Here is a 24,715-nt window from a genome sequence, read left to right as displayed (position 1 = left end):
AACTTGTTTAAATAAAACAGCTATTCACCAAAAACGAGACAGTTAGTAAACGATTTAATCCAACACCTGCAAACAAATCTGTATTATTAAAGAAAAGTAATTGTTCTTGATGGTTTCTTACATCATAACTTGTTAATAATGTTGCAAATTTATTAAAATGTACATTACTAAATTCAATTTTAATAGTGTACATTTTTTTATTTTGTTTAACATTGCTACTAGGGTTTACTGGCATAACTTACTACACTTCCTGAAGTACGATTCACTACAACCGATTGACCACTCTTTTTACCCGCTTTCTTAAGAAAATGCAATACTGTACGAGCACCAATAGGAATGGCAGTAACTTCTCCATAAGTTATGTTGAAGGCTTAATAGCGACAGGTCCTAGTTTAAACATAATTCTCACGATATGAACTAGCTGTGTATTTTTATCATATCGACTCCCACATTTTATTTTCGCAACAAATCACCATCTAAATTTCCTCTCATATTCTATAATTAGACCTATTTTGAGGGGGAAAAATTATGGGGATTGAACTTACTGCTCTCCATTGGATTTATGTTGTGTTTATTGTCCTAATCATTGGCTTTATGGTTAAACGTCGGGATACTACCCTCATTTGCATTCTAGGCATATTCCTACTTGCGATTGTCGCTACTGGTGATCTCACTTCTTCTATAAGTGGTGTTTTTAACAGCTTTATTTACGCGATTACCGAACTGTTATCTACCATACTAATTATTTCCATTATTGTTGCAATGAGTCGTGTATTAATGACTTCTGGTATTAATGAGGTCATGGTTGCACCTTTTACAAAATTCATTAAAACACCAACTCTTGCCTATTGGACAATTGGGATTTTAATGATGATTATTTCTTGGTTTTTCTGGCCATCTCCTGCTGTTGCACTATTAGGAGCTGTTCTTTTACCCGTCGCCATTCGTGCAGGATTACCAGCATTAGGTGTCGCAATGGCGATGAATTTATTTGGTCACGGAATTGCTTTGTCTAGTGATTTTGTCATTCAAGGGGCGCCGAAGCTAACTGCTGATGCTGCGGGTATCCCAGTAGGAGATGTTGTATCCGCAAGCATTCCACTTGTCATTACAATGGGGCTTGTTACAACAATTGTTGCTTTTTACTTTTTAAAACGTGATATGAAACGAGGCACACTTCATTTTCATACAGCACACGAAACAACTGATGGTATCGAGCAAGTGAAAGATGAACATTTGCTAACATCTGGACAAAAACGATTTTTTGCCCTTCTAATTCCGATCACCTTTTTACTCGATGTTATCGCTATGTCCGTATTGAAATTACAAGGCGGTGATGCCACTGCCCTTATTGGTGGAACAGCTGTCTTTATTTTGTTAGTGCTCTGTCTTGTGGCACACAAAAAACAAGGATTTGAGAAATCGACAAGTTACTTAATTCAAGGATTCCAATTTGGATTTAAAGTATTTGGACCCGTTATCCCAATAGCAGCCTTCTTCTACCTTGGTGACTCAGGATTTACGAAAATTATCGGTGACTTTCTCCCTGCCGCTTCTCATGGTATTGTGAATGATTTAGGCGTCGGTTTAGCCGCTGTTGTTCCATTAACGAAGGAAATTGCAGTCATTACCCTTGCAGTTGTAGGTGCCATTACAGGTTTAGACGGCTCGGGCTTCTCTGGCATTTCATTAGCTGGTTCTGTCGGTAGTTTATTCGGCAATGCTATTGGTGGAGGTACAGCAACCCTTACCGCACTCGGACAAATCACTGGCATTTGGGTGGGTGGCGGTACACTGTCACCAATGGAAGACATATGATAAAGAGGCTTCTAAAAAAAGGCAACAATTTAAAGCAATACGTAAAGAATTCGAATAAAGTAAAAAAACGGCTTGAAATTATCAAGCCGAAAATAAAAAGAGAGAGTTAAATTATTAGTGAATTTATTACATTCACTTCTAAAGATCTTATTCCCACAGTTGTTATTAGTTCAGTCATAGCTTATATAAAAGAGAAAGACTACAAATCTGCTACGTTAAGATTACAAAGAGCCGGAAAGAAATGCTGTGGGTATTGCAGCATCTATGGGAGGAATTTTCTTTACTTGCCTCTACCAATAACGTACATGGCCTTAAACTAGATAAAAAAAAATTAAAATAAAAAGCCCAGGCTCATTGAAGTTCTGGGCTTATTTGTTGTATAGTATGCATTCCTATTAAGCACGTTAATAAATCGGCTTTAATATCCCTACAGGAAGCCAAGTACATTGGTCGTCATTAGCTTCCAAGTCTTCTTTTACACATAGAAAAGCATTAATGGAATCACTCACTGAATAAACCATGCTTCCTTTTGGCATCGCTTTTTCCGTTTTAGAACCTTCTAATGGATAGGTTTTCGCTTCAGAGTCTTCCGTTACTTCATAACGTACACCGGTTTTTTTAAATATTGTATCGGCTACTTTCATATCTGAACCAGGATAATGCTTTTCGCACTTTAAGCCATTTCCTGTGTCCCTACAATATCTCAACATTTGATCACCGTTCATATCCGTGATGGAAGTGTCACGCCATTCCGTAAAGAGTTTCCCATACTCGCCACTATTTCGATTGATATTAATATACGTTACATTTGGATAGAAAGATGCGCGAATTTTCATCGGTACTTCTTTAAAAACTACTAGATTTGTTGCTTGTACACGATATGGTCCCATTTGATAAAATGTTTTACCATCATACTTTTCAATTTCATACGTTCTAAAATAATTATTGCGCTTCACTACTAACGAATCAAACGTACCGTCTTCATTTTTCTTATAAATTTTAATATCTTTTGTAAACGTCATTTTCCCCGTTTGGTCTTTATGCACCTCGGCTCCATCAAACCTAATAGCCTCTGATTTTGTTGGATTCACGATTGCAAATATAAATGCTGCTAATAAAACGATAAATAATTTTTTCATTATGCTCCTCCTAATCATTTTTGTAGCTCATTTCTTTGCCTACTAATATCGTATTATTTTATCAACCGAATACAAGAATGTCAAAAATATAACAAAATTAACTCGTTTTTCCACAACTTTTCGTTGACCATTTTTTAGCAAACATTTGAAAACCAATATCAATAATAGGCTTTAATAATATAAAATTGTTTATTTTTATATATAATTTTTCCAATTTTACCAATAAAATAGTCAATAAGGAGCGTGGATATATTCATGGATAATTTATTTTTAATTGTAGCAGTGTTAAGTTTTTTAGCTATTATAGTTTTTGCAATTTTGACTATTATTCAATTTATTAAAAAGGATGTTTCAAAAGCTAAAAAGCAAATTAAGTTTACTGGAATATCAGTAGCGGTAATGATTGTTTCCTTTATTGGTTTTGGCATGACAGCAGATCCAGTAGAAATTACAGAAAAAGAAGATACACAAAAACAAGTAGAAACTGTAGCGAAAGTGGAAGAAACGCCAGAAGAAAAAGCTGCCCGTGAGGCGAAGGAAGCAGAAGAAAAAGCGTTAGCAGAACAGAAAGCTAAAGAGAAAGCAGAAGCACAAGCTAAGGCAGATACAGAAGCTAAAGCTAAAGCAGAGGCCAAAGCTAAAGCAGAAGCGAAGGCAAAAGAGGCAAGTGTCCCACGTGAGCATAAGTCGGCGTTAAAAAAAGCAGAGCAATATGCTAAAACGATGCATATGTCAAAGGCAGGGATTTACGATCAATTAACATCGGAATATGGGGAGAATTTCCCTGCGGATGCTGCTCAATACGCTATAAATAATATTGTATTTGATTGGAAAGAAAATGCATTGAAAAAAGCAAAATCATACGCTGATATGATGAATATGTCAAATTCGGCTATTTACGATCAATTAATATCTGAATACGGAGAAAAATTCACCAAAGAAGAAGCTCAATATGCTATTGATCATTTAGAATAATCTCGACTGCATTTAATGTGTAAGACACAATACAAGTCACTCACCCGAGTGGCTTTTTGTAATAAGGAGATGAATCATTGAGATATATTACTGGATTAATTGGACTTATTTTAGTCTTCTTCGGCAATTTATTAATGAGCATAACCGATAGTGACATAACCACGAATATAACATTAAAGACATTTGGGTTTATTTATTTTATAATCGGATTAAAAATTTTATTTTCTAACATAAACTTTTTAAAGAAAAGTAATAACCAAGATGACGATTAAGCTATCTTGGTTATTCTAAAGCAACTCCTTAAGTTATTTAAAAAAAGCTTTATTTATCTCCGACTAACTTTAATACATTATCAGGTAGCCAAATATAATAGCCTTTTTCCGTTACAAAGACTAATACATACCCGTTAATAATCAACCCACCTGTGACAAAAATGCTTCCCTTTTCATACATGACATCTGGTTGCGATTCTTTTAATGGAGCGTGTTTTCCAATTGTATTTTCTATTAGCTCATAACGCTTTTCTTCTCCTAGTATCGTGTCAGCAATTTTAAGATCTGTACCAAGATAACGTCTACAAGAATCGTAAGTCCCATCATTAATGTCATCGCAATATTCCACTATTTGTCCATTTGGGGTATCCTTAAAATAAATAGAAAAGGAGTCCTCTTTTCTGAAGTACCTTCCATAATTTCCATTCTCACGATTTATATTAATATACGATGGATTTTGATAGAAGGAAGCACGAATTTTTAATGGGACTTCTTTGAACACTACTAAATCTGTTGCTTGTACCCGATATTGCCCCATCTGATAAAAAGTTTTACCATCATATTTTTCAATATCATATGTTCTAAAGAAGTTATTTCGCTTTACTACTAACGAATCAAATGTGCCGTTTGGATTTTTCTTATATACCTTGATATCCTTTGTAAAAGTCATTTTACCTGTTTGACCTTTGACAACTTCTGCTCCATCATGCATTACTTTTGCTTCTGTTATTGTCGGATGAATTACTGCTACTATTAATGCAGCTAAAAACACCATAATTAATTTTTTCATTATTCTCCTCCTTCACAGCTTTATATTAATTTCTTTCTATACGAATATTGTAGTATTCTATCAACAGCAATGAATCATGTAAAAAAATATAAATTTAACTTGTTTTTCCATAACTTATTTTCATCCATCTACCCATTCCCTCAAGTTTTTAAACAACGGTACATCTAATCACAATATCTCGTTTGACATACTAATTTATATAAGTTACTATTTCCTCATTAAATGTGAGAGGTTGAGGACGATGATACGTCGTTTAAGAAAACTTAAAAACGTCGCTGTGCGATTAAGCTTCTAGGTAGATACATGAAAACTAATTACTTAGAAGCGAGGTAAGCATAATGAACAATCAAAAATATAATCATTGGTCAGAAATTAAATATATTAAGGATTTAGTGACAAATCCGCTCATTGAAGTTGGAGACTATTCATACTACTCGGGTTATTATGGAAATCAAAATTTTGAGGACGGGTGTGTCAGATACCTTTGGGGTGACCATAAATCTCGTGAACTATTTAATCCTATTAATGATTTTGGTTGGCATTTAGATAAACTGATTATCGGAAACTACGTTTGTATTGCCAGTGGTGTCATCATTTTAATGGGTGGTAATCATAATCACCATTCAGAATGGATAACAGTGTATCCTTTTACGGAACAAATAGAACGTTCTTATGAGCCAAAAGGAAATACGGTTATTAAAAGTGATGCCTGGATTGGTATGAATGCAATGATTATGCCTGGGGTTACTATCGGTGAAGGTGCGATTATTGCTGCAGGATCTGTTGTATTAAAAGATGTTCCGCCTTATACGATTGTCGGAGGAAATCCAGCCAAAGAAATACGAAAACGTTTTTCTGATTTAGAAATAAATAAATTATTAGAAATGCGTTGGTTTGATTGGGAACGAGAGAAAATTGAAAAGGCTATTCCTTTGTTATCAAATGGTTCTATCGATCAATTGTATGATTTCTATTTAAATGAAGTAAAATCTACTAAATAGTGAGGTCTATCACACCGTAAGCGCGGAGTGACCACGTATTCCAAGTCGCTGACATTCGCTCCAATCAACAGTATAAAAAGTATCTAGAGTAAAACTACTTGGTACTTTTTTTCAATACGCTATAACTACATCTAAATTAGATATAGTTATAGCGTATTTCTATTTTTTAATTAAAAAACCAAATACTCTTTTAAAATGTCTATCTAACTTGGCTCTATATTGAATTGAAAAATCTCGCATTATGAAATACCCTTTTTCTTCAATATTTTATTAATAAATACCTCTTTTAAACATCTAAAATATGGTATAATTTTTAATAAAAGGAGGTTTTATTAATGAAAAGACTATCATTACCTTTAGTTACAAGCACTTTTCTTATATCAATGTTATTTACCCCCGTACTAACGGAAACTGTAAACGCTAAAGAAGTTGATCAGAAAGTAGAATCTACAGTTAAGTTTAATAAAAACCAAAAGAAAAAAGATAACACTAATGAAATGGAAGCTAAAAAAGTTGATACTAAAATTGAATCAGCTAGTCAGTTAAAATCATATTTAAAAGAAAAGTACCCAGAATTAATAACCGAAATTGTTACAGTAAAATTTGAATACAAGGTAATTGAAAATGATGATTTAAAATTGCCATATGATTATTTTATAAACTATCATTTGTCTCTTTCGCCGTGGGAATTAAATTTTGAATCTGCAATGAATAAACACTTAAGATCCATTAAATATCAAGATACTGCCAAAGAGGATGTAGCTAAAGCTAGACAACAGCTAAATGATTTTATAGAAACAATGGCTAAAGATGTAATAGAAAAAATGCCAAACAAAAAAATACTAGGGCAAAATTACGAGGATTGGTATACATACCCTAATATAAAAATAGGTTTGCAGTCATTAAAAAAATATAGCTGGACTAATTATGAACCACTTAGTATGAATCATGTTTGGGTTGAACGACCAGAAGATTATGATAATATAATGCGGTCAAACAGTGATCCGTCTTCCCCAACAGTAATTCAATATAGTCGTGAAGAACTAGAAAGATACAACTATACTATTGATTATTTTCTTCTAAAATATAATGACTTCAAAATTACTGAATTTGGTTGGAGGAAATTTTTAGATGGCTATAATAAATATTAATAGTTTAGTTATTATTTAGCACCTAATTAGGTGCTTTTATTTTTTTAATAAAAGTATTTAAACTTGTATTAAAATCTTTAAACTTCGCTACTTCGCGCAATCATTTTTATAAACTGTAATGCCCCCCACTGTTAAGTCTTTTAGCGTTACCTTCCTTCCGTATTCACGAGACAGAATGCTTTCAATAATCGGAAATAATTTCCTTACTTTATCTTCTGTCATTTTGACTATCGTCATTCTCCACACTCCTTTTTATCAGAATATGTCGAATAGGCTTGTCACTTTCGTTAAGACATATTTCAAATTAGAACCTTGGCAAGCGCTCCTTCTTTCTTACTCATTTCAGACTTTTTTTCACAACATACATTTCCCCCAAATACAGATACTGCCCATGGATGCTGCATACCAACTAAATCCAATTTACTATCTCCATTTGAGCCACTTTCTGTTAAAATGATTTTAGAAAGGAAGGTGATTGAAAATAACGACAGTGGAAAAGGAGAAATTGTCTGTCGGTTTAACACAATTCATTGATTTCACAGTTAGGCAAACAATGTTGGCAAAGATGAACAAAATTACTGAAATTAAAAATCAAGGTGATTATCACCCAGTAAAAGATCATTGGAAACAATTAAGAGAACGGATTAAATTTTGCTATGAGAAAAATCAATCTCTAGAAAATTTAGATGCTTTACTGTCTGAAGTTCATGAAAGAAAAATTAATTCCTATACCCAAGCAATAAAGGCATTTAAAAAATTTACTCGTAACAAAGAAATCGAATGGTTTGATCCACCAAAATCGTTATGGACATCTAATAATGGGTTAATTGTTCGTTCGTCTCCCGAATTAGGTTTAATTATTGATGGCATTCCTCACTTAATAAAATTGTTTTTTAAAGGAAACACTGAAAAAATTAATGAACGAAACATTCAACCAATCCTCACTTTAATGTTAGAAGCACGATGTAACGACTCTATCCCAGAAAACATTGTATATGCTGTGTTAAACGTCAAAACAGCTAAATTACATGTAGCTTCTCAAACAAACTCGAAAATCCTTCAAGCACTCCAGCTAGAAGCACAAACATACGAAAATATTTGGCGAAATTAAGCGTCCAATTCATTTCCATTTTAAATTTTGTGCACATTACTCATACTTCCCTCATTACACCTATGACTTAATTTGAACAAATGCAAAATCCAACCTTTTTTCGTGTCTTGCTAAAGCTGGCATCCCTACCATACATGTTGATTAATTAACTAAAGGCTAGAGCCTGAACATACAACAGGCTCTTCCCATCATCAAAAATAATACCCAGTTATTGAAAAACGGCTCGTTCTTTTTTAATCAATTTTTTTAATCAACATCCAAATCCATCTACATATAAAGTATTATTTTTATAGTTAGTAAAATATATAAAAGAAAGGAAGTTTAGAAGGAGTGAAATACTGATGAAGTGCGTCATCTATGTTCGAGTCAGCACAGATGAACAGGCTAAACATGGATTTTCGATTGCTGCACAAATCGAAAAATTAGAGGCTTATTGTGTTTCACAAGGATGGGAAATTGTTGAGGAGCCCTACATCGATGATGGGTATTCTGCTAAAGATTTAAATAGACCCCATTTCCAAGCAATGCTACAGCGCATTCAGCAAGGAGGTATCGCTGTCCTTCTTGTGTATAAGCTAGATCGCTTAACTCGCTCTGTCCCTGATCTCCACACAATTTTAGCTGAGTTAGATCAATATGAATGTAAATTTAAATCCGCTACAGAAGTTTACGATACGACAAATGCGATGGGTCGTTTATTTATAACACTTGTTGCTGCGATTGCCCAGTGGGAGCGAGAAAATACAGCAGAACGTGTCCGTTTAGGAATGGAAAAGAAAGTGAAGTTGGGTTACTGGAAAGGTGGCACGCCCCCCTATGGCTATCACGTAGTGGATGGTGAATTAGCTATCAATAAAGAAGAAGCCCAAATTGTGAAGGATATCTTTAAATTAGCCAAGTCATTAGGTTTTTTCTCACTTGCCCGCCAATTAACGAATAAAGGAACCCCTACTCGAAAAGGCGGACAATGGCATGTCGATACTGTGCGAGATATTGCTAATAATCCGACATACGCAGGTTACTTAATGTTTAGCTCTAATCCGAAAGACATTAAAAAGCCTCCTCGAGAACGTGTGCTGTTTGAAGGCAATCATGAACGGATTATAGATCGTGATGAATTTTGGGAGCTACAAGATTTGTTAGAAAAACGCAGAACCTTTGGAGGAAAGCGCGAATCAAGTAATTACTATTTTTCCTCACTTTTAAAATGTGCTCGATGCGGGCATGCAATGTCTGGTCATAAAGCTGGCAAGAAAAAAACATATCGATGTTCTGGCAAGAAAGCTGGAAAAGCTTGTACTAGTCATATGATTTTAGAAAGCAATTTAGTGCAAACCATCTTTGCAAAATGGGATGACTTGGTCGGTGGCCATTTTCAAAGTAACGAAGGCGACGCAATATTCCCAATGGCACAACTGTCGTCATTACAACAGGAATTAGCTGTTGTGCAAAAGCTTTCACATAAGAAGAAAACCATGTTCGAACATGATATTATCGGCATCGACGAGTTAATAGAAGAAAGTGAAAAGCTTCGTCATCAAGAAAAGGAGTTATACGCAAAGCTAAAAACGTTACAGCAGCAGGATCAGCGTCAACATGTGGAAATCCGAACTGTTATCCGCAATATTGATACACTATGGTTGAATGCCGATGATTACGAACGCAAGCAATTAATGACCACTATCTTCGAGCAAATTATCGTTGATACAAAGGATGATTATACGAGCAGTAAACAAGCCAGGGAAATTATTATTGTTGCAGCTAAATAATATGTCTTTTATTGGTGGCGGTACACTTATACCATGGGCACTCATTCCCGCTGCTGCTATTTGTAACGTCAGTCCCTTTGAGCTTGCACGGCGCAATTTATTGCCTGTAGCGATAGGACTTATTGTTACGACAATTGTTGCTTTATTTTTAATTTAAAAACATCTGCTTGTTTATATTTTTCTACACTAGGCATCAAGAAGTTCACCTTGATGCCTTTTCATCTGTAAATTTACGTAGAGAGCTTTGACCTTTGAAAGTATTAGCCCCAAGTTCCGCATCCAAAACAAAATGGCAACAATTATCCCTACACATTACACCCTAATAAAACGCAAAGTTTTTTAACAAACGAATAATATTATCATATTCATATAATAATTTCATTGGCTTTTTACTGTACATCTGTTTAAAAATATATTATATTTTTTGATAATGTTCTCACATTGATAACATTTGCGTTTTCCATTGATACCATCTCTTTTCTACAGATAGGGGGCTCGATAATGCTTAATAAAGCGGAGGTTTTAATGCATCCAGTGAGAATGAAGATTTTGCAGGCACTGATGCATAATACAGAAGACGGTTTAAGTACGTTAGAGATGATTTCTTTAATTAAAGATGTACCGCAAGCTACATTATATCGCCATATTCAAATATTAATGGATGAAAACATTATTAAAATTGTGAAAGAACGCAAAGTACGTTCTGTCACGGAAAAATTTTATGCTTTAAATGAGGGAGCAGCAAAAATAGATGCGGAGGAGTGGTCCAAGCTTACGAAAAAGCAAAAGCTAAACTATATTTCTTACTATCAATTAGCACTACTGTCTCAATATCAAAATTACTTAAACTTATTTGAAGAAGAATGCGTCGAGGATCAAGCTACTTTTTCATTACTCGACTTATCTTTAACAAAGGAACAGTTTAACAACTTTCAAAATGATTTAAATGATTTATTAACGAGATACTATAATATGTCCGATTCAAGCAATAAAACGGAAACAAAAACGATCGCATTAAATATTATTCCAAAATCTTAAGTAACAATATGTAGGTACGATTACTGGATTTAAATTGTAAAGAAATGGAGAAGATTTATGAAAAAAGGCAAGTCAGTTGAAAATATAAGAAAATTTATCATGATTATTATAGGCGCAGTCATCGCAGCATATGGACTTGAAGCGGTATTAATACCGAACAATGTCATTGATGGTGGCGTAACAGGTATTAGTATTATGGGTGCCCATTTATTCGGAATTCCGTTAGGGGTGCTACTCTTTGTACTTAATATCCCATTTATTTATATTGGCTACAAACAAGTAGGAAAAACTTTTGCATTAATGAGTAGTACTGGGATAGCGGCTTTATCGATTTCCACAGTTCTATTACATGATGTTAAAACAATTTTAGGTCCAAACGATCCTTTATTAATTGTCTTATCAGGTGGTATGTTACTTGGAATTGGAATAGGAATTGTCTTGCGTAACGGTGGTGCATTAGATGGCTCTGAAGTGTTAGCCGTACTATTATCACGTAAAATTCCGTTTTCAGTCGGAGATATTATATTATTTATTAATGCCTTTATTTTCTTAGGGGCAAGCTTTATTTTCGGATTAGAAAGCGCATTATATTCAGCTTTAACGTACTATATTGCGAAAAACGTTATTGATATTATTCAAGTAGGTTTAGAAAAATCAAAAGATGTTCGTGTTGTCAGTGCAAAATCTGAGGAAATTGGTGACGCCATTCAAGCTCGTTTAGGACGTGGTGTTACTTATACACAAGGGCGTGGCGGATTTTCAAACGAACCAACTGAAATTTTGAACTGTGTCATTAACCGTATGGAAGAAAATAAGCTTGTGACAATCATTAAAGATATTGATAGCGGTGCTTTTGTTGTTATTTCTGATGTTTCAGAAGTTCGCGGTGGTAATTTCAAAAAACGTGATATTCACTAATACTAGAAGTAAGCAAGTATCATTACTTGCTTACTTCTTTTTATTTACCGTATTTGTTGGAGTTCACTATTGTTTTTTTCATATTTTATTCCGTTTATTAGACAGATTGCTCCTACTAGTACAACAGCAGATGCACCTATTAGCGCATATTGATAACTGTTTGTATAGTTGGCCAATATTCCCGCTAGTGAAGGTCCAAGCAATTGCCCTAGTGCATAGCCTGCTGTTAAAACACCTAATATTTTATGACTATTTAAAGGGACAATTTGCTTTGCTAAAGTAGTTGCAACCGTTGTAATCCCCATAAATGTCGCACCGAATATAAAAGCACTTGTGTAAATTGTAAAAGTATTTGTGGACAATGCTGGTAACACAATCCCTAATGACTGCAATAACATAGCTATAAATAATGTCATTACATAACCCCAACGCTGTGCGAGTTTTGACCAAATAAAACAAGATGGAATGGCTGCAATGCCAACGACAAACCATACAAAGACTGCATCCCCCTGAAAGCTTGTTGATTCATTTGCAATGGATACGATGAAAGTTCCAGTAATAATATAGCCAAGTCCTTCTAGACTATAGGCAAGTACTAGCCATTTAATCCACCTTGTCGGTAAAGCTTTACGCAATATTGGTGTTTCACTAGTATGCTGTTGTGTTTTAAGTGTGTTTGGCTTTATTAAAATGACAATAAATATTAGTAAGATACTGCTAAATAATGCTAAGGCAAACCATGTGCCATACCAGTTAAATAAAGCATGTATTGGTGAAACAATTAAAGCACTTAATGCAATTCCTATCCCCACACCACTATAAAAAATCCCTGACAAGTGTGATTTCCTGCTCGTAGCTAATTGATCGAGCACTAGACTTGCAGCAATGACAAAAATAAAAGCACTCATTACGCCAGAAATAAACCGAAGCACATACCAAACAAAAATCACCTCAGTGCACCCCATTAAACCAGTAGTTACAATACTTATAACTAATGCTAGTTGTAAGAAGGGAATCCGTTTCTCTTGTATTTGTAGACGCCCAATAATAATAGCACCTACAAAATAGCCTAAATAATTGCTCGTAGCTAAAAATCCTGCAGTTGCTCGACTAAACGCAAAAGCTTCTTGCATGTAAGGTAAAATGACTGTATAGGAAAAACGACTAATGCCCATTGCAACAATGAATGCAAATACGCCTCCAATTAAATATCGAACTGTTTGCTTATTCATAGTTCCCCTCCCCTTCACATTTACTATAACTAATATTTAGATATCACAAATAGATCCGATTATTTATAATAGATATCAAATAAATTGATAGCAGGAGGGAATATCTTGAATTTTAATGATTTGCTTATTTTTCGGACGGTCGTACAAGCAGGAAGTTTTTCTAAAGCAGCCGCAGAACTTAATTACTCACAATCTAATATTTCAATGAAAATACAAAATCTTGAGGAATTATATAATGTAACCTTTTTTTATCGAGGACATCGCGGAATCCGTTTAACAGCTAAAGGAGAACAATTTTATGAAATCGTATTAAAAATGCTATATTTGCATGAAAAATCCTTTGAAATACTCCATGATACGGGAGAAAAAAAGGGTGTTTTACGTATTGGTTCAATGGAAACTACCGCTGCGCTCCATTTACCAACGCTCTTAACTAATTTTCATAAGTCGTATGCACAGATAGAGTTAACAATTTCAACGAGTACATCGACGGAAAATATTGAACGATTAGAAAATTATGAGTTAGATGGTGCTTTTGTTGTAGGGCCTGTTTATAAAGAGCATATTATAGCAAAGGAATTTATCAATGAGGAGCTAGTAATCATTTCGTCAATCCCGCATAAACCAATTGAAAACTTGCGAGATATAGAAAATTGCACACTTATTACTTTCCGTCATGGCTGCTCTTATCGGGCAATTTTTGAACACTGGTTACATGAAGACGGTGTGCAACCAAAGAAAAGAATGGAGTTTGGAACACTTGATGGCATTATCGGCTGTGTAGCAGCAGGACTTGGAGTAACGCTCCTGCCACGTGCAATCGCAGAAAAATATATCGCTTCGCAACCACTCGCTATTCATGTATTGGCTACAAAGCAAACGCATATCCCTACTTGGTTCATATATCGTCAAGATGATTTTCAACCACCTGCACTAACATATTTCATTGAATCGATTCTAGCGTACCAACAGCTTCAGAAGTGAACGTCAGTTTTCAACAGGCAACAAACATACGATGGTTGCAAGCAACACAATATCAATACCTAAGGCTCTTTCACGACATTCTGAGCAGAAAAAGCTATACTTAAAATAGTTATGAGACATCTTGAATTTACAAAATGAAGGAGATTTAAATGGACTTATTTATAGCGAGTGATCGACAATTGCCAATCCGTTATTATGTAAATGAAGCTATTTGGATTCGCCGTGGCTGTTTTTCACCACCACAATTAACATTGCCCTTTTTTGTGGAAGTAGAAGTTAAAAACAACGACAATTTATCAATTATCACGCAATATATTCGTGAATTCCAATGTCAATATAAGTACACTGAAATGCAGATACTCGTTAAGGACAACGTTATATATACTGAAATGGAAGTCATGCTTAACGACCAGCTTTTGAGCAATCATACGATTACTATCCATCCACTTTCAAAGTAGTTATTTTTAAAAGTTAGTGGATTTCTCGGCTAACTTTTATCGTACTATCGTTAGCTATTTTTTAAGCTTGAGTAATGGATTATTTCTCCTGTCCTCTCCTATTTTTAGGTGTCCATCTGGGTCATTACATCTATTTCAACTGTATAATCATTACAGGAGTACTAGTCGATTAATCATTTCATTCATTAATCACCGCATACAAATGAGTTCTACATTTCCACAAATTCGGTAGCAGGATAACGATTAATGTAAAGAGCAGTTTAGATATTTCAAACTACTATCTTTAAAGAAACATTAAAATATTAAATTATCCTTGTCTAAATATGCATACAATTGGGTTAAAAAGAATAGAAACCTAATAGAGAGATAATGCGAAATTTAGCAAATGAAAAATAAAGTGGGGTGTAGAAGGAATGCTTGAAATAAGTGATGCAAAAGAATTAGTACTCGGAATTGTGCAGCATGATCCATTGTTTGTCGTTCTACAACATACACCATTAGAAGAAACACTTTATGGTGATGCCTATTTAACACACATCCATGAAAAAAAATATTATAGTATTTCAGAAGTTGCAGGTTGGTTTGAAATAACGGATGCTATGCTCCGTTACTACATTAAGCCTTTTGACCAGTATATTTTTGATAGTGCCTCTAATCATCAAATGACAAATATTCGGTTGGACCTCCCTGCCATTTTACGACTTCGTATGATACTACTTCTAAAGGACGAATACCGTGTAAAGGGCTTAAAACTTCTTCTAGGAATTGATGATAGCAATCAGCAAATTAAGCACCAAATTACTGCTACCACTCTTGTCTCATCTGATGATTTAGCCAATAAAATCGATGTTTTAGGTAGTGTCCTACAGCAAATGATACAAACAGGGCTATTTCATATGGAACCTAATGAAAAGCAAGGGACATTGCACATAACGATTAACGAAGATTTTTTAGCTCAAAATGCGCTATCTTCCGAATCGAGTCGCAAAATCGAAGACATCCAAAATGAAACAAATGAACTGAGACAGATAAATGAAAATCTCCAAAAGCAAATGCTAGAGTTACAAGAAGGTAGCGTAAAGGATATTGTAAAAAAAATCCGTGAACGCCATATTGAAAATGAAATCGTTTCAACATTACGCACCGAAGCACTGCAACAATTTTCACTCGAAAATAAGTCAGGATTTTTCGCAAAAATTTTTAGGTCCTCACAAATTGAGATGGAAAAGGAACAGTTTGTTTTTGGCTATATTTCACAACATTTAGAACAACGCTTGGAAGCAGCACTAAATACGTATTACGGTGCCTGACACGCAAACAATTCTGAATTGTTTGCGTGTCAGGCACCTCATAAGGAGTTGTTTTTTTGGAAGAGCAGGCAATTACATTAAATGCTGTCGAAAAACGTTTTCATCATAAACAAGTTATTGCCCCACTTTCCTTGGGTATTCCAACTGGTCAGTTAATTGGTTTACTTGGCCCATCTGGTTGTGGGAAAACAACATTAATTAAGCTAATCATGGGCATGTTGAAGCCAGATAGTGGCACTATCCATGTATTCAATTACGTAGTTCCTCACGAACAGTTGTTAATGGATATTGGATACATGGCACAATCCGATGCGCTATATACAGATTTAACAGGTGCAGAAAATCTCCATTTTTTTGCAAAGCTTTATCAATTATCAAAAAAAGAACGAATGGAGCGCGTCGCGTACGCTGCACATCTTGTTCGTTTAACCGACGAATTAAATAATAAAGTAATAAATTATTCTGGAGGGATGAAAAGAAGATTGTCACTTGCAATTGCTCTGATTCAAAATCCAAAACTTTTGATTTTGGATGAACCAACAGTAGGGATAGATCCTGTATTGAAACAAGAAATTTGGCAGGAGCTTATTCGTCTTAAAGAGCAAGAGAACAAAACAATTTTAGTGACGACACACGCAATGGATGAAGCAGAGCGATGTGATCAATTAGCAATACTTCGTAGCGGCCATATTCTTGCACAAGGTACACCGAACGAGTTGAAAACAAAATATCAAGCTAAAGATTTTGATGAAGTGTTTTTAAAAGCTGGAGGAACAATACTATGAGAATTGGCGCCCTAGTGTTAAGAATTATTCAGCAAATGCGACGCGATAAGCGTACACTTGCATTGCTATTTCTTGCCCCCCTCCTCGTGCTTTCATTAATGTATTTTATTTTTAATAGTAATGAGCCTGTAGTAACGCTAGTTGTATCACATAGTCCAGCAGAGCTTATTGAAAAACTAGAAGCTGCCGATTTTGATGTAATTGAAAAAAATGATTTTACTATTGCCAAACTAAAAGAGCAACAATATGACGGTTGGTTAGCACTTCACAACAATCAAGTGAAGCTTACCTTATTAAATGACGATCCTACTACTGCTAGAGCCGTTATGATGAAGTTGTCACAAGTTTTACAACCAGAACAAGTTTCTAATATGGCGATAATGACCGACTATGTATACGGTGACAAAGATACGGTTATTTTTGATATTTTCAGCCCAATGCTTATCGGTTTCTTTGTTTTCTTTTTTGTTTTCTTAATTACTGGTATTGCCTTATTAAAGGAACGTATGTCTGGAACATTAGAGCGATTACTAGCAACACCTATTAAACGTGCCGAAATTGTAGCAGGTTATCTGATTGGTTACGGTTTTTTTGCCCTTATTCAAACCATTATAATTGTTCTATTTGGAATTTATGTTCTTGATATCGTCCATATAGGTTCCATTTGGCTCGTGTTTCTTATTAATATTTTGATTGCACTTGTATCTTTATCATTAGGTGCACTTTTATCTAGCTTCGCCGCTTCAGAGTTTCAAATGATGCAATTTATCCCAATTGTTATTGTGCCACAAGTATTCTTTTCGGGTATTTTCCCACTAGATCATATGGCGGAATGGTTACAATATATTGGTCGCATCATGCCATTATACTATGCTGCCGATGCCTTAAATGGCGTAATGTATAAAGGATTTTCCTTTAATGAAATTCTAGTAAATTTAGTAATTCTAGCTTGCTTTGCTATTGTCTTTATTATGTTAAATATCATTAGCTTAAAAAAATATCGTTCATTGTGACTTTTTAAAAGGGTCTACTCTTTAGTATGAGCAGACCCTTTTATTTTTGCTAAATTAGAAAATAAAACCATTTTAAGAGGTATTTTGTGTAGGATTAATTTATAATAGAATCATTAGAATTATCACTTACAAAAAGGTGTGTCCTTATGAATACGATAATGGTAGTCAAAAATATTTCTAAACAATATAAAGCCACAAAAGTTTTAGACAACATTTCATTCTCCATTGATAACGCAGAAATTATAGCATTCGTCGGAAAGAATGGCTCTGGAAAGAGTACGCTACTCAAAATTATCGGTGGCATAGTGGATACAGATAGCGGGACAGTGAACAAACATTTACCATCTTTAAAAATCGGCTACGTACCAGAAGTCACTCCTTCGCATCTATTATTTTCCCCTGAAGAGTATCTTTTTTATATGGGCAAAATTAGTGACATCCCCAAAAAAACTTTAGAGCAAAAAATAGATCAACTACTAAAGATATTTAATATGGAGGAGTCTCGTTCAACAAGAATTACCCATTTTTCAAAAGGGATGAAGCAAAAAATTATGATTATGCAGGCGATGCTTGAAGATACACATCTTCTCATCTTAGATGAACCTTTATCTGGACTTGATCCCCGCGCTCAAATTGATTTAGAAGAAATTCTTTTGTCATTAAAGGAAAATGGATATAGTATCATTTTAACTTGCCATGAAACAAAATTATTAGAAAATCTTGTAGACCGAGTTTTATTAATTCAAGAGGGCCAAGTGTTACAACTGGAATCATTTAAGGAAAACCATATTCCATACAATCAAATAATTTTTGAGTTATCAAGTCAAAAATCACTTGATGCACTTTCTTCTCTTATGCAAATTAAAGTAATGCGTACATTAACGAATGGCAATCAAGAGGTGACTGTAAAAGTTAGTAGTCCAGATAGTGATAAAATCCTTCTGACATTACTTCAGCACCAAGCGTCCATTAAACAGCTCATACCTCTCAATCCAAAGAAGGATCAATTCCATACCCATTTCTAGGAGGTTTACAAGGGAAATGATGAGTTTATTGCACTATCAAATAGTTAACTATATAAGAACGTATAAGTATATTCCGCCTTTTTTCATTTTCATTTTATGTATGGTAGTCAATTATGCATTTGTGCCAAATCCAATATTAGATAGTTACTCGTTTACTTCGACATTTCTTTTTATGTTAATGGGATGGTTTACCGTAACAATATTTCATGGGGAGGATGAAGGACAAAAAGTAATTACTATACTCCATTCTAAGGGAGAAAAAGCATATTTTAGGGCGCTTTATTTGATTTGTATAATGATTGGCTTTTGTTTAAGCTGTGTTGCAGTATTCTATCCGATAATGATTGATGCATTTGGTGAAAAACCAAGGGCCTTACATATAATATTAGGCTTTCTAGCTCACTTTAGCCTTTCGATCCTTAGTATTGCACTCTCTTCCCTTTTCACAAGGGAACTAGTCCAAAATAGACAAAATTCTTGGTGGGGGGTACTTAGTATCCTAATCATTTCTTTAGCCATCGCTTCGTTAAAAAATGTCATCGTGCAAGTACAAGGACTTATATGGCTTCTACCTCCTGTACATCTTTCTTTAAAAATGATGAGTGCAGATGATAGCATCCAAACAATACCTGCTGTTTTTTATTGGCAATATATATGGATTTTTATTTACAGCATGCTAGTAATCAGTTTGTACTTCTTCATTTCAAATCGTAAGAAGAAAATGTAATAAGTGCCAGTCACCCAAACAATTCTGAAAATTACGAGTGTCTGGCACCTAAAGAATTAATCAAGTAATTCTTTTAGCTGTTCAATTTCAGTAACTGTTAGTCCAGTTAATTCAGCAATTGTTTCAACATCTGTATTTCTTTTTAATAATTTCAATACGATTTCCTTTTGCATCTTATTTTCTCCCTGTTTGATACCTTGTTCAATACCTTGCTGAATACCTTGCTGAATACCTTGCTGAATACCTTGCTCCATTCCCCGTTCTATTCCTTTTAATAGCCCTTCCTGCTCAGCTATATATTTTGTATCTTCAAGCTTCGCCGCCTCATCAAGAATATATTTCAAACGAGATTGGTAAGCATAATAATCTTCAGGGGATTGACTTAAATCTTGCCAAACACTGAAAGCATTTAATAACTCCTCATCTTTCATGGCGAGCTCCTCCAATTCCAAATAGATTTCTTCATAGACTTTACCTTTACGACCATCAACCATTGCCAGCAACATTAACCATCTAGCAAGCACATTTTCCCAAGAATTTAATTGCTTTGCGTACCATTGCTTTATAAATTTATTTATTTCGATAAAATGAATTTCAAGTACATCGTCCATTTTAAACTTCTCATCAAAGTCATATAGTTGGAAAAGAGAATGGTAATTATTTGTTTGTTCAAATAAACTAAAATTACAAATATTGATAGTTATTGTAGGTCGAAGTTTATAATAACCCATTCCTTTTCGAAGCTGAGAGGTATAAATTCGAGACCAATAATACAGCGTTCGTTTCATCATGTCGTATTTATTTGTTAGTTGGATTTCAACATTAATAAATAAATCATCTTGGGTTTTCACTAAAATATCCAAGCGTGACTGCTTATCATCTACATGCTCGCTACCGAATTCTTGCCGCATAAAAGAAATCTCTTTTATAGCATTACGGCCAGTACGCTTTAAAATAGCATTTAGAAAAACCACAGTAATATTTTTATTCTGCTCTGTACCAAAAAATTGTTTAAAAACATAATCTACCTTTAAATCTACAAAACTCTCAAGTGGGATTTTACGTAAAGTCTTTACACTCATTCGCATCACTCCAATTGATTGATTTACTATCTATAATTATAACATTTTGTCGATTTAGGGAAAAATAAAAAGAGTGCCTGACACCCGAACAATTCAGAATCTTTCGAGTGTCAGGCACCCTCACTATACACTACCACTAAGGTGTGGACTGCATGTTTAGATTGGCTGCTTTTTCTTGTTGTTTTATGACGATCCATTTACCGCATAACATCACTATTAACGCTAAAAATACGATGACTCCAGCAAAGATGAGTGCTGCTTTATAGCTGCTGTATACTACTACTAGTTGTCCAGCAATTATTGGGCCTATTATTTGTCCAAATGCATAAAATGTTGTTAATACTGACACGACTGGACCACTCTGAGTTGGAAAGAGCTGTCTGGCATATGCGGTTGTTAATGTTACAATGCCCACGAATGTTAAGCCAAATAAAAAGGAAGACAATAAGACACTCCACACTGTTTGTGAAAATACCGGCAACAAAATCCCTAGCACTTGTAATATGTAAGCCACAAACAATATTTTTATTGCAGAAAACTTTTCTAATAATACTGTCCAAACTGGAGCAGACGGAATAGCAGCTATACCAACAATGACCCAACTATAGGAAGAGTAAGATTGGAGCGATGGTATGTTATGAATAATATCTACTAAAAATGTTCCTGTAATAATATAGCCAAGTCCCTCAAGACCATACGCAGCAATAAGCCAAGGCATAAAACCTCGCGACAATTTTGTATCAGATGATTTGGTAACTTTGGCACTGTCTTGAACTTCTAAATTTCTCCATAAGAAAAATGTAATACATAATAAAATGGCTGATAAAATTCCTAACCCAATCCAAGTACCTTGCCAAGCAAAACGTACTTCAATGAAAGGTACGAACAAACCTGATATGGCAATACCAAGCCCTATACCGCTAAATAAATAACCTGACCACTTTGTCAGTGACTGTTTAGCTAAATAATCCATAATAATACTAGAAGTTAAAACAAATATAAGTCCTCCTGTAATTCCTGCAACTAAGCGCAGGACAAGCCAAACACTATAAATTTCAATTAGCCCCATAAGAACAACAGAAATGACGTTTAACACAACACTCAACAGTAAAAAATTTTTCTTTTGGCGATAAATAAATCCAGCCCACAATGCGCCAATAAAATAACCAATATAATTACTGGATGCTAAAAAGCCGGCAACATTAAACGAAAAGCCGACATCCTCCCGCATAAATGGCAAAATGGGCGTAAAAGCAAAGCGGCTAATACCCATTGCTACTACGAGCAACAATACTCCTCCAAATAATACCCCTATATGTTGACGATTCACCGCATCCCCTCCCCTTTTTATTGTTAATAAAAGGATACTTAATGAATATTAATAAAGCAAACATATATTTTATAAAATTTTTCCAGTAATCAATTTATAAAACAATATTTTATATATGTTTCACCGATTTTTTTCACAAAAAAAGACTCTAGTATTTACCTTGAGTCTTTTGATAAATCTATTTAATTAATAATTGGCTCTTAAACTAATAATGGTAAATAAAATGATCAAAAAAACGAAAAGACATAATCCCACTATAACGATTGCTTTCTTACCATGCATTTCCATTCACATTCCCTCTATAATCAGAATTTAATTGAATGTTAAAGGTTCTTGGACGCACGCCAATAATATTATCTCCTATTTTTGCACCTACAAAAGCCGTAAATGCTGCACTCGCATAGAATTTATCATCACTTACATACGCATCTAAGGAAGTTCTTTCAAATCCACTTAAAGGAACAAAATTCTGAACAATGTAAGCATTTTTATACTGTACTGAGATTACCTTTTGATTACTATATTCAAATCTACCTTCTAATCTTACTTTCACAAAAGTTATTCCGAACAATCTAAAATCTGCATCAAATGATACAGGTCTATTACCTACTGTTGCTCTAGTATACCTGTGTTTTTCATCGCTTTGCAAACTGCTTTCAGTTAGCTCTACATCAAAATTTCCACCATTTTGTAGAACATCTAAAATTATTTCCTGCTTTTCTTTCGATAATTCACTATACTGCTGAATGAATTCATCATAAGTATCACCAAATGACTTTAGATAGGACACATATTTTTCTGGCGCTTCAAATGGATTTTCTTGTCCACTCTCACTTGCTGCCAAAGCAAAATTAGGAATTACTGATCCTATAATAACTACAAATAGAATGAATACCCTACTTATTTTTTTCATAGTATGCTCCTTTCTCCGTTTAGAAATATAGTGACTCTAGCAGTGACAGTTATAATAATCTAATCTCTATTTTTATGCCTTGCGGGATTCAATAAACTATACGGCTACCTCCCTTTTTCGCAAGATATTTAAATGATAATGATTCTCAACTATATTTTATTCAAAAATTTTTAAGTTTTCAACCCTTATTTTCATTCCTCTTCCGCCTCTCACTATATATTTCCATTCCATAAAATTGTTGTAAAACTCTTTTCATTTTATGTTAATTCCCCTTAAATCTCTATTAAATCAAAAAGCTTTTATTCGTTTTTTTATAGACTTTACAGTTTAATTGTCCTATAATATTCCCTGCTGATACTAAAATACGAACGTTGAGGTGTAAACCATGAGTGAATATACGCAAATTTTTAAAGGGACTGCTTTTTCAAGTAAGTCACCAAAAGAAGTACAAATTTTAAAAGATTATCTATTTTGCATTAACGCTGACGGTATGATAGAGAAGGCTGTTGCTCCCGAACATCTGGATTATCAACCATTACTTAATACATACGAAGGGAAAGATAACTTCCACCAACTAACTGATGGACAGTATTTCTTCCCAGGCTTTGTCGACTTACATGTCCATGCACCGCAATGGGCGCAGGCTGGAACTGCTTTAGACATTCCTCTTAATGACTGGCTGAACACATATACCTTCCCTATTGAATCGAAGTTCTCGGATTTAGCATTTGCCAAAGAAGTGTATGAAGATTTAGTTAGTACCCTCCTTGCGAATGGCACAACTACATCGTTATACTTTGCAACTGTCCATAAAGAGGCGAGCCTATTATTAGCTGAAATATGTGCTACAAAAGGACAACGTGGTCTAGTAGGGAAAGTTGTCATGGATGACCAAGAACAAAACCCAGATTTTTATCGAGATGCGAACACAGATACAGCGTTAGCAGATACAGAAGAATTTATTTTAGCTGTTAAAGAATTAGCTAAAACTACAAAACAAGGTGTGTATCCTGTTGTAACGCCTCGCTTTATCCCAAGCTGTACAGATGGTGCTTTAAAAGGTTTAGGAGAATTAGCTGCTAAATACGATACACATATCCAATCTCACTGTAGTGAGAGCGATTGGGAGCATGGTTATGTACAAGACCGCTTTAACAAAAATGATGCCTATGCTTTACATGACTTTGGTCTATTAGGTGATAAGTCTGTTATGGCTCATTGCAATTTTTTAAGCGATGATGATGCAGCGTTATTTGCTGAAACGGGTACAGCAATTGGTCATTGTCCAATTTCAAATGCTTATTTTGCTAACAGTGTCATTCCAATTGCCCATTTCCATTCAAAAGGGGTGGATATTGGTTTAGGATCAGATATTTCGGGTGGTTTCTCTCCGAGTCTTTTCGATAACGCAAGACAAGCTGTTATGTCATCTAGAATGTTAGAAGATGGCGTTGATACAGCTCTTTCTGCAGACAAACGTGGGGTGCCAAATTCACGCATAACAATCAATGAAGCATTTTATTTAGCAACAGCAGGTGGTGGCGAAAGTTTAAGCCTTCCAGTAGGTCGCTTACAGGAAAACTATACGTGGGATGTTCAAATAATCGATACAAAAATAGCCTCTGCCAAACTTCCAATCTATGATAACAATGAAGCATTGAATGATATTTTCCAAAAAATCATGTATCTTGTTCGTCCTGAAAATATTCGTGAAGTGTGGGTGCAAGGCACTAAAGTTCATGAAAGAGCTAAATAATTTAACGCAAACAATGCCCTCCTCTTTGCTCTAGCAGCAGTAGGAGGACACGAACGAACCAATGTAAGATTCAACCTAATCATCATATAAAAACTTAAATTTTGAGGTGTACGTCTTA

General features: G+C 34.6%; 25 protein-coding genes. 17 read left to right on the top strand and 8 right to left on the bottom strand.

All coding sequences use genetic code 11. The features are described from left to right. Positions 1–7: 7 nt before the first annotated feature. A complete protein-coding gene (locus tag ACIQ1H_RS13135; RefSeq protein ID WP_402889319.1) occupies positions 8–235 on the bottom strand; it encodes a hypothetical protein in 228 nt (75 codons plus the stop codon). Between the two features lie 293 nt (positions 236–528). Here ACIQ1H_RS13135 and ACIQ1H_RS13130 point away from each other — a divergent pair, with 293 nt between their 5' ends. Then, positions 529–1,818, top strand: coding sequence for a hypothetical protein (locus ACIQ1H_RS13130; protein ID WP_402889317.1), 1,290 nt, complete (start codon positions 529–531; stop codon positions 1,816–1,818). Between the two features lie 404 nt (positions 1,819–2,222). On the opposite strand, the gene ACIQ1H_RS13125 is transcribed toward ACIQ1H_RS13130, so the two are convergent. Next, entirely contained in the window at positions 2,223–2,957 is a 735-nt protein-coding gene (locus ACIQ1H_RS13125; RefSeq protein WP_402889315.1) for a hypothetical protein, read from the bottom strand. Positions 2,958–3,212: 255 nt separating this feature from the next. Here ACIQ1H_RS13125 and ACIQ1H_RS13120 point away from each other — a divergent pair, with 255 nt between their 5' ends. Then, the gene (locus ACIQ1H_RS13120; RefSeq protein WP_402889313.1) at positions 3,213–3,932 is read left to right on the top strand and encodes an Ltp family lipoprotein; all 720 of its coding nucleotides are present in this window, start codon (positions 3,213–3,215) and stop codon (positions 3,930–3,932) included. Between the two features lie 321 nt (positions 3,933–4,253). Here the strand turns inward: ACIQ1H_RS13120 and ACIQ1H_RS13115 are convergent, their stop codons facing one another. Continuing rightward, positions 4,254–4,994: a hypothetical protein gene (locus ACIQ1H_RS13115; protein WP_402889311.1), complete on the bottom strand. Its 741-nt coding sequence runs from the start codon at positions 4,992–4,994 to the stop codon at positions 4,254–4,256. A gap of 338 nt (positions 4,995–5,332) precedes the next feature. On the opposite strand from ACIQ1H_RS13115, the gene ACIQ1H_RS13110 reads away from it, so the two are divergent. Both ACIQ1H_RS13110 and ACIQ1H_RS13105 read left to right on the top strand, forming a co-directional pair. Beyond that, positions 5,333–5,995: a CatB-related O-acetyltransferase gene (locus ACIQ1H_RS13110; protein WP_402889309.1), complete on the top strand. Its 663-nt coding sequence runs from the start codon at positions 5,333–5,335 to the stop codon at positions 5,993–5,995. Between the two features lie 335 nt (positions 5,996–6,330). Next, complete coding sequence (locus tag ACIQ1H_RS13105) at positions 6,331–7,146, top strand: hypothetical protein (RefSeq protein ID WP_402889307.1); 816 nt, start codon at positions 6,331–6,333, stop codon at positions 7,144–7,146. Positions 7,147–7,233: 87 nt separating this feature from the next. Here ACIQ1H_RS13105 and ACIQ1H_RS13100 read toward each other — a convergent pair whose 3' ends face one another. Further along, entirely contained in the window at positions 7,234–7,383 is a 150-nt protein-coding gene (locus ACIQ1H_RS13100) for a hypothetical protein (protein ID WP_402889305.1), read from the bottom strand. Positions 7,384–7,621: 238 nt separating this feature from the next. Between ACIQ1H_RS13100 and ACIQ1H_RS13095 the strand changes: the two genes are divergently transcribed. The 5 genes from ACIQ1H_RS13095 (at position 7,622) to ACIQ1H_RS13075 (ending at position 11,982) form a co-directional block, all read left to right on the top strand. Continuing rightward, on the top strand, positions 7,622–8,257 hold the full coding sequence (locus ACIQ1H_RS13095; protein WP_402889303.1) for a hypothetical protein: 636 nt from the start codon (positions 7,622–7,624) through the stop codon (positions 8,255–8,257). 341 nt (positions 8,258–8,598) lie between these two features. After that, a complete protein-coding gene (locus ACIQ1H_RS13090) occupies positions 8,599–10,026 on the top strand; it encodes a recombinase family protein (RefSeq protein WP_402889302.1) in 1,428 nt (475 codons plus the stop codon). After that, positions 10,010–10,183, top strand: a complete 174-nt coding sequence (locus ACIQ1H_RS13085; RefSeq protein WP_337982252.1) for a hypothetical protein — start codon at positions 10,010–10,012, stop codon at positions 10,181–10,183. The genes ACIQ1H_RS13090 and ACIQ1H_RS13085 overlap by 17 nt, the downstream gene beginning before the upstream one ends. A gap of 344 nt (positions 10,184–10,527) precedes the next feature. Continuing rightward, positions 10,528–11,064 carry a helix-turn-helix domain-containing protein gene (locus tag ACIQ1H_RS13080; protein WP_139859916.1) on the top strand — a complete coding sequence of 179 codons (537 nt, stop codon included), beginning with the start codon at positions 10,528–10,530 and terminating at the stop codon, positions 11,062–11,064. 57 nt (positions 11,065–11,121) lie between these two features. After that, complete coding sequence (locus ACIQ1H_RS13075) at positions 11,122–11,982, top strand: YitT family protein (protein ID WP_139859914.1); 861 nt, start codon at positions 11,122–11,124, stop codon at positions 11,980–11,982. Between the two features lie 44 nt (positions 11,983–12,026). On the opposite strand, the gene ACIQ1H_RS13070 is transcribed toward ACIQ1H_RS13075, so the two are convergent. Next, on the bottom strand, positions 12,027–13,214 hold the full coding sequence (locus ACIQ1H_RS13070; RefSeq protein WP_402889300.1) for a YbfB/YjiJ family MFS transporter: 1,188 nt from the start codon (positions 13,212–13,214) through the stop codon (positions 12,027–12,029). Positions 13,215–13,319: 105 nt separating this feature from the next. Here ACIQ1H_RS13070 and ACIQ1H_RS13065 point away from each other — a divergent pair, with 105 nt between their 5' ends. The 7 genes from ACIQ1H_RS13065 (at position 13,320) to ACIQ1H_RS13035 (ending at position 19,516) form a co-directional block, all read left to right on the top strand. Next, positions 13,320–14,198, top strand: coding sequence for a LysR family transcriptional regulator (locus tag ACIQ1H_RS13065; RefSeq protein WP_402889298.1), 879 nt, complete (start codon positions 13,320–13,322; stop codon positions 14,196–14,198). 149 nt (positions 14,199–14,347) lie between these two features. Beyond that, positions 14,348–14,656, top strand: a complete 309-nt coding sequence (locus tag ACIQ1H_RS13060; RefSeq protein ID WP_402889296.1) for a glycoside hydrolase family 25 domain-containing protein — start codon at positions 14,348–14,350, stop codon at positions 14,654–14,656. A gap of 413 nt (positions 14,657–15,069) precedes the next feature. Then, positions 15,070–15,966 (top strand): hypothetical protein, encoded by an 897-nt coding sequence (locus ACIQ1H_RS13055; protein WP_402889294.1) that lies wholly within the window; start codon positions 15,070–15,072, stop codon positions 15,964–15,966. 56 nt (positions 15,967–16,022) lie between these two features. After that, on the top strand, positions 16,023–16,751 hold the full coding sequence (locus tag ACIQ1H_RS13050; protein WP_402889293.1) for an ABC transporter ATP-binding protein: 729 nt from the start codon (positions 16,023–16,025) through the stop codon (positions 16,749–16,751). Beyond that, entirely contained in the window at positions 16,748–17,764 is a 1,017-nt protein-coding gene (locus tag ACIQ1H_RS13045) for an ABC transporter permease (RefSeq protein WP_402889291.1), read from the top strand. Before ACIQ1H_RS13050 ends, ACIQ1H_RS13045 begins: the two co-directional genes overlap by 4 nt. Before the next feature lie 146 nt (positions 17,765–17,910). Next, the gene (locus ACIQ1H_RS13040; protein ID WP_402889289.1) at positions 17,911–18,789 is read left to right on the top strand and encodes an ABC transporter ATP-binding protein; all 879 of its coding nucleotides are present in this window, start codon (positions 17,911–17,913) and stop codon (positions 18,787–18,789) included. 16 nt (positions 18,790–18,805) lie between these two features. After that, positions 18,806–19,516, top strand: coding sequence for an ABC transporter permease (locus ACIQ1H_RS13035; RefSeq protein ID WP_402889287.1), 711 nt, complete (start codon positions 18,806–18,808; stop codon positions 19,514–19,516). Positions 19,517–19,572: 56 nt separating this feature from the next. Here ACIQ1H_RS13035 and ACIQ1H_RS13030 read toward each other — a convergent pair whose 3' ends face one another. The 3 genes from ACIQ1H_RS13030 to ACIQ1H_RS13020 form a co-directional block, all read right to left on the bottom strand. Beyond that, positions 19,573–20,598, bottom strand: coding sequence for an Rpn family recombination-promoting nuclease/putative transposase (locus ACIQ1H_RS13030; protein WP_402889286.1), 1,026 nt, complete (start codon positions 20,596–20,598; stop codon positions 19,573–19,575). A 136-nt stretch (positions 20,599–20,734) separates the two neighbouring features. Beyond that, positions 20,735–21,928 carry a YbfB/YjiJ family MFS transporter gene (locus ACIQ1H_RS13025; RefSeq protein ID WP_402889284.1) on the bottom strand — a complete coding sequence of 398 codons (1,194 nt, stop codon included), beginning with the start codon at positions 21,926–21,928 and terminating at the stop codon, positions 20,735–20,737. A gap of 271 nt (positions 21,929–22,199) precedes the next feature. Further along, positions 22,200–22,841, bottom strand: a complete 642-nt coding sequence (locus ACIQ1H_RS13020) for a hypothetical protein (RefSeq protein ID WP_402889282.1) — start codon at positions 22,839–22,841, stop codon at positions 22,200–22,202. A 385-nt stretch (positions 22,842–23,226) separates the two neighbouring features. On the opposite strand from ACIQ1H_RS13020, the gene guaD reads away from it, so the two are divergent. Next, positions 23,227–24,597, top strand: coding sequence for a guanine deaminase (gene guaD, locus ACIQ1H_RS13015; RefSeq protein WP_402889280.1), 1,371 nt, complete (start codon positions 23,227–23,229; stop codon positions 24,595–24,597). The last annotated feature ends 118 nt before the right edge of the window (positions 24,598–24,715 follow it).

The sequence above is a fragment of the Lysinibacillus sp. NPDC097279 genome, from assembly GCF_044761745.1.
GTDB lineage: Bacteria > Bacillota > Bacilli > Bacillales_A > Planococcaceae > Lysinibacillus.
The sequence above is the reverse complement of the archived record's forward strand: the minus strand, read 5'-3'. Positions and strand labels throughout refer to the sequence as shown.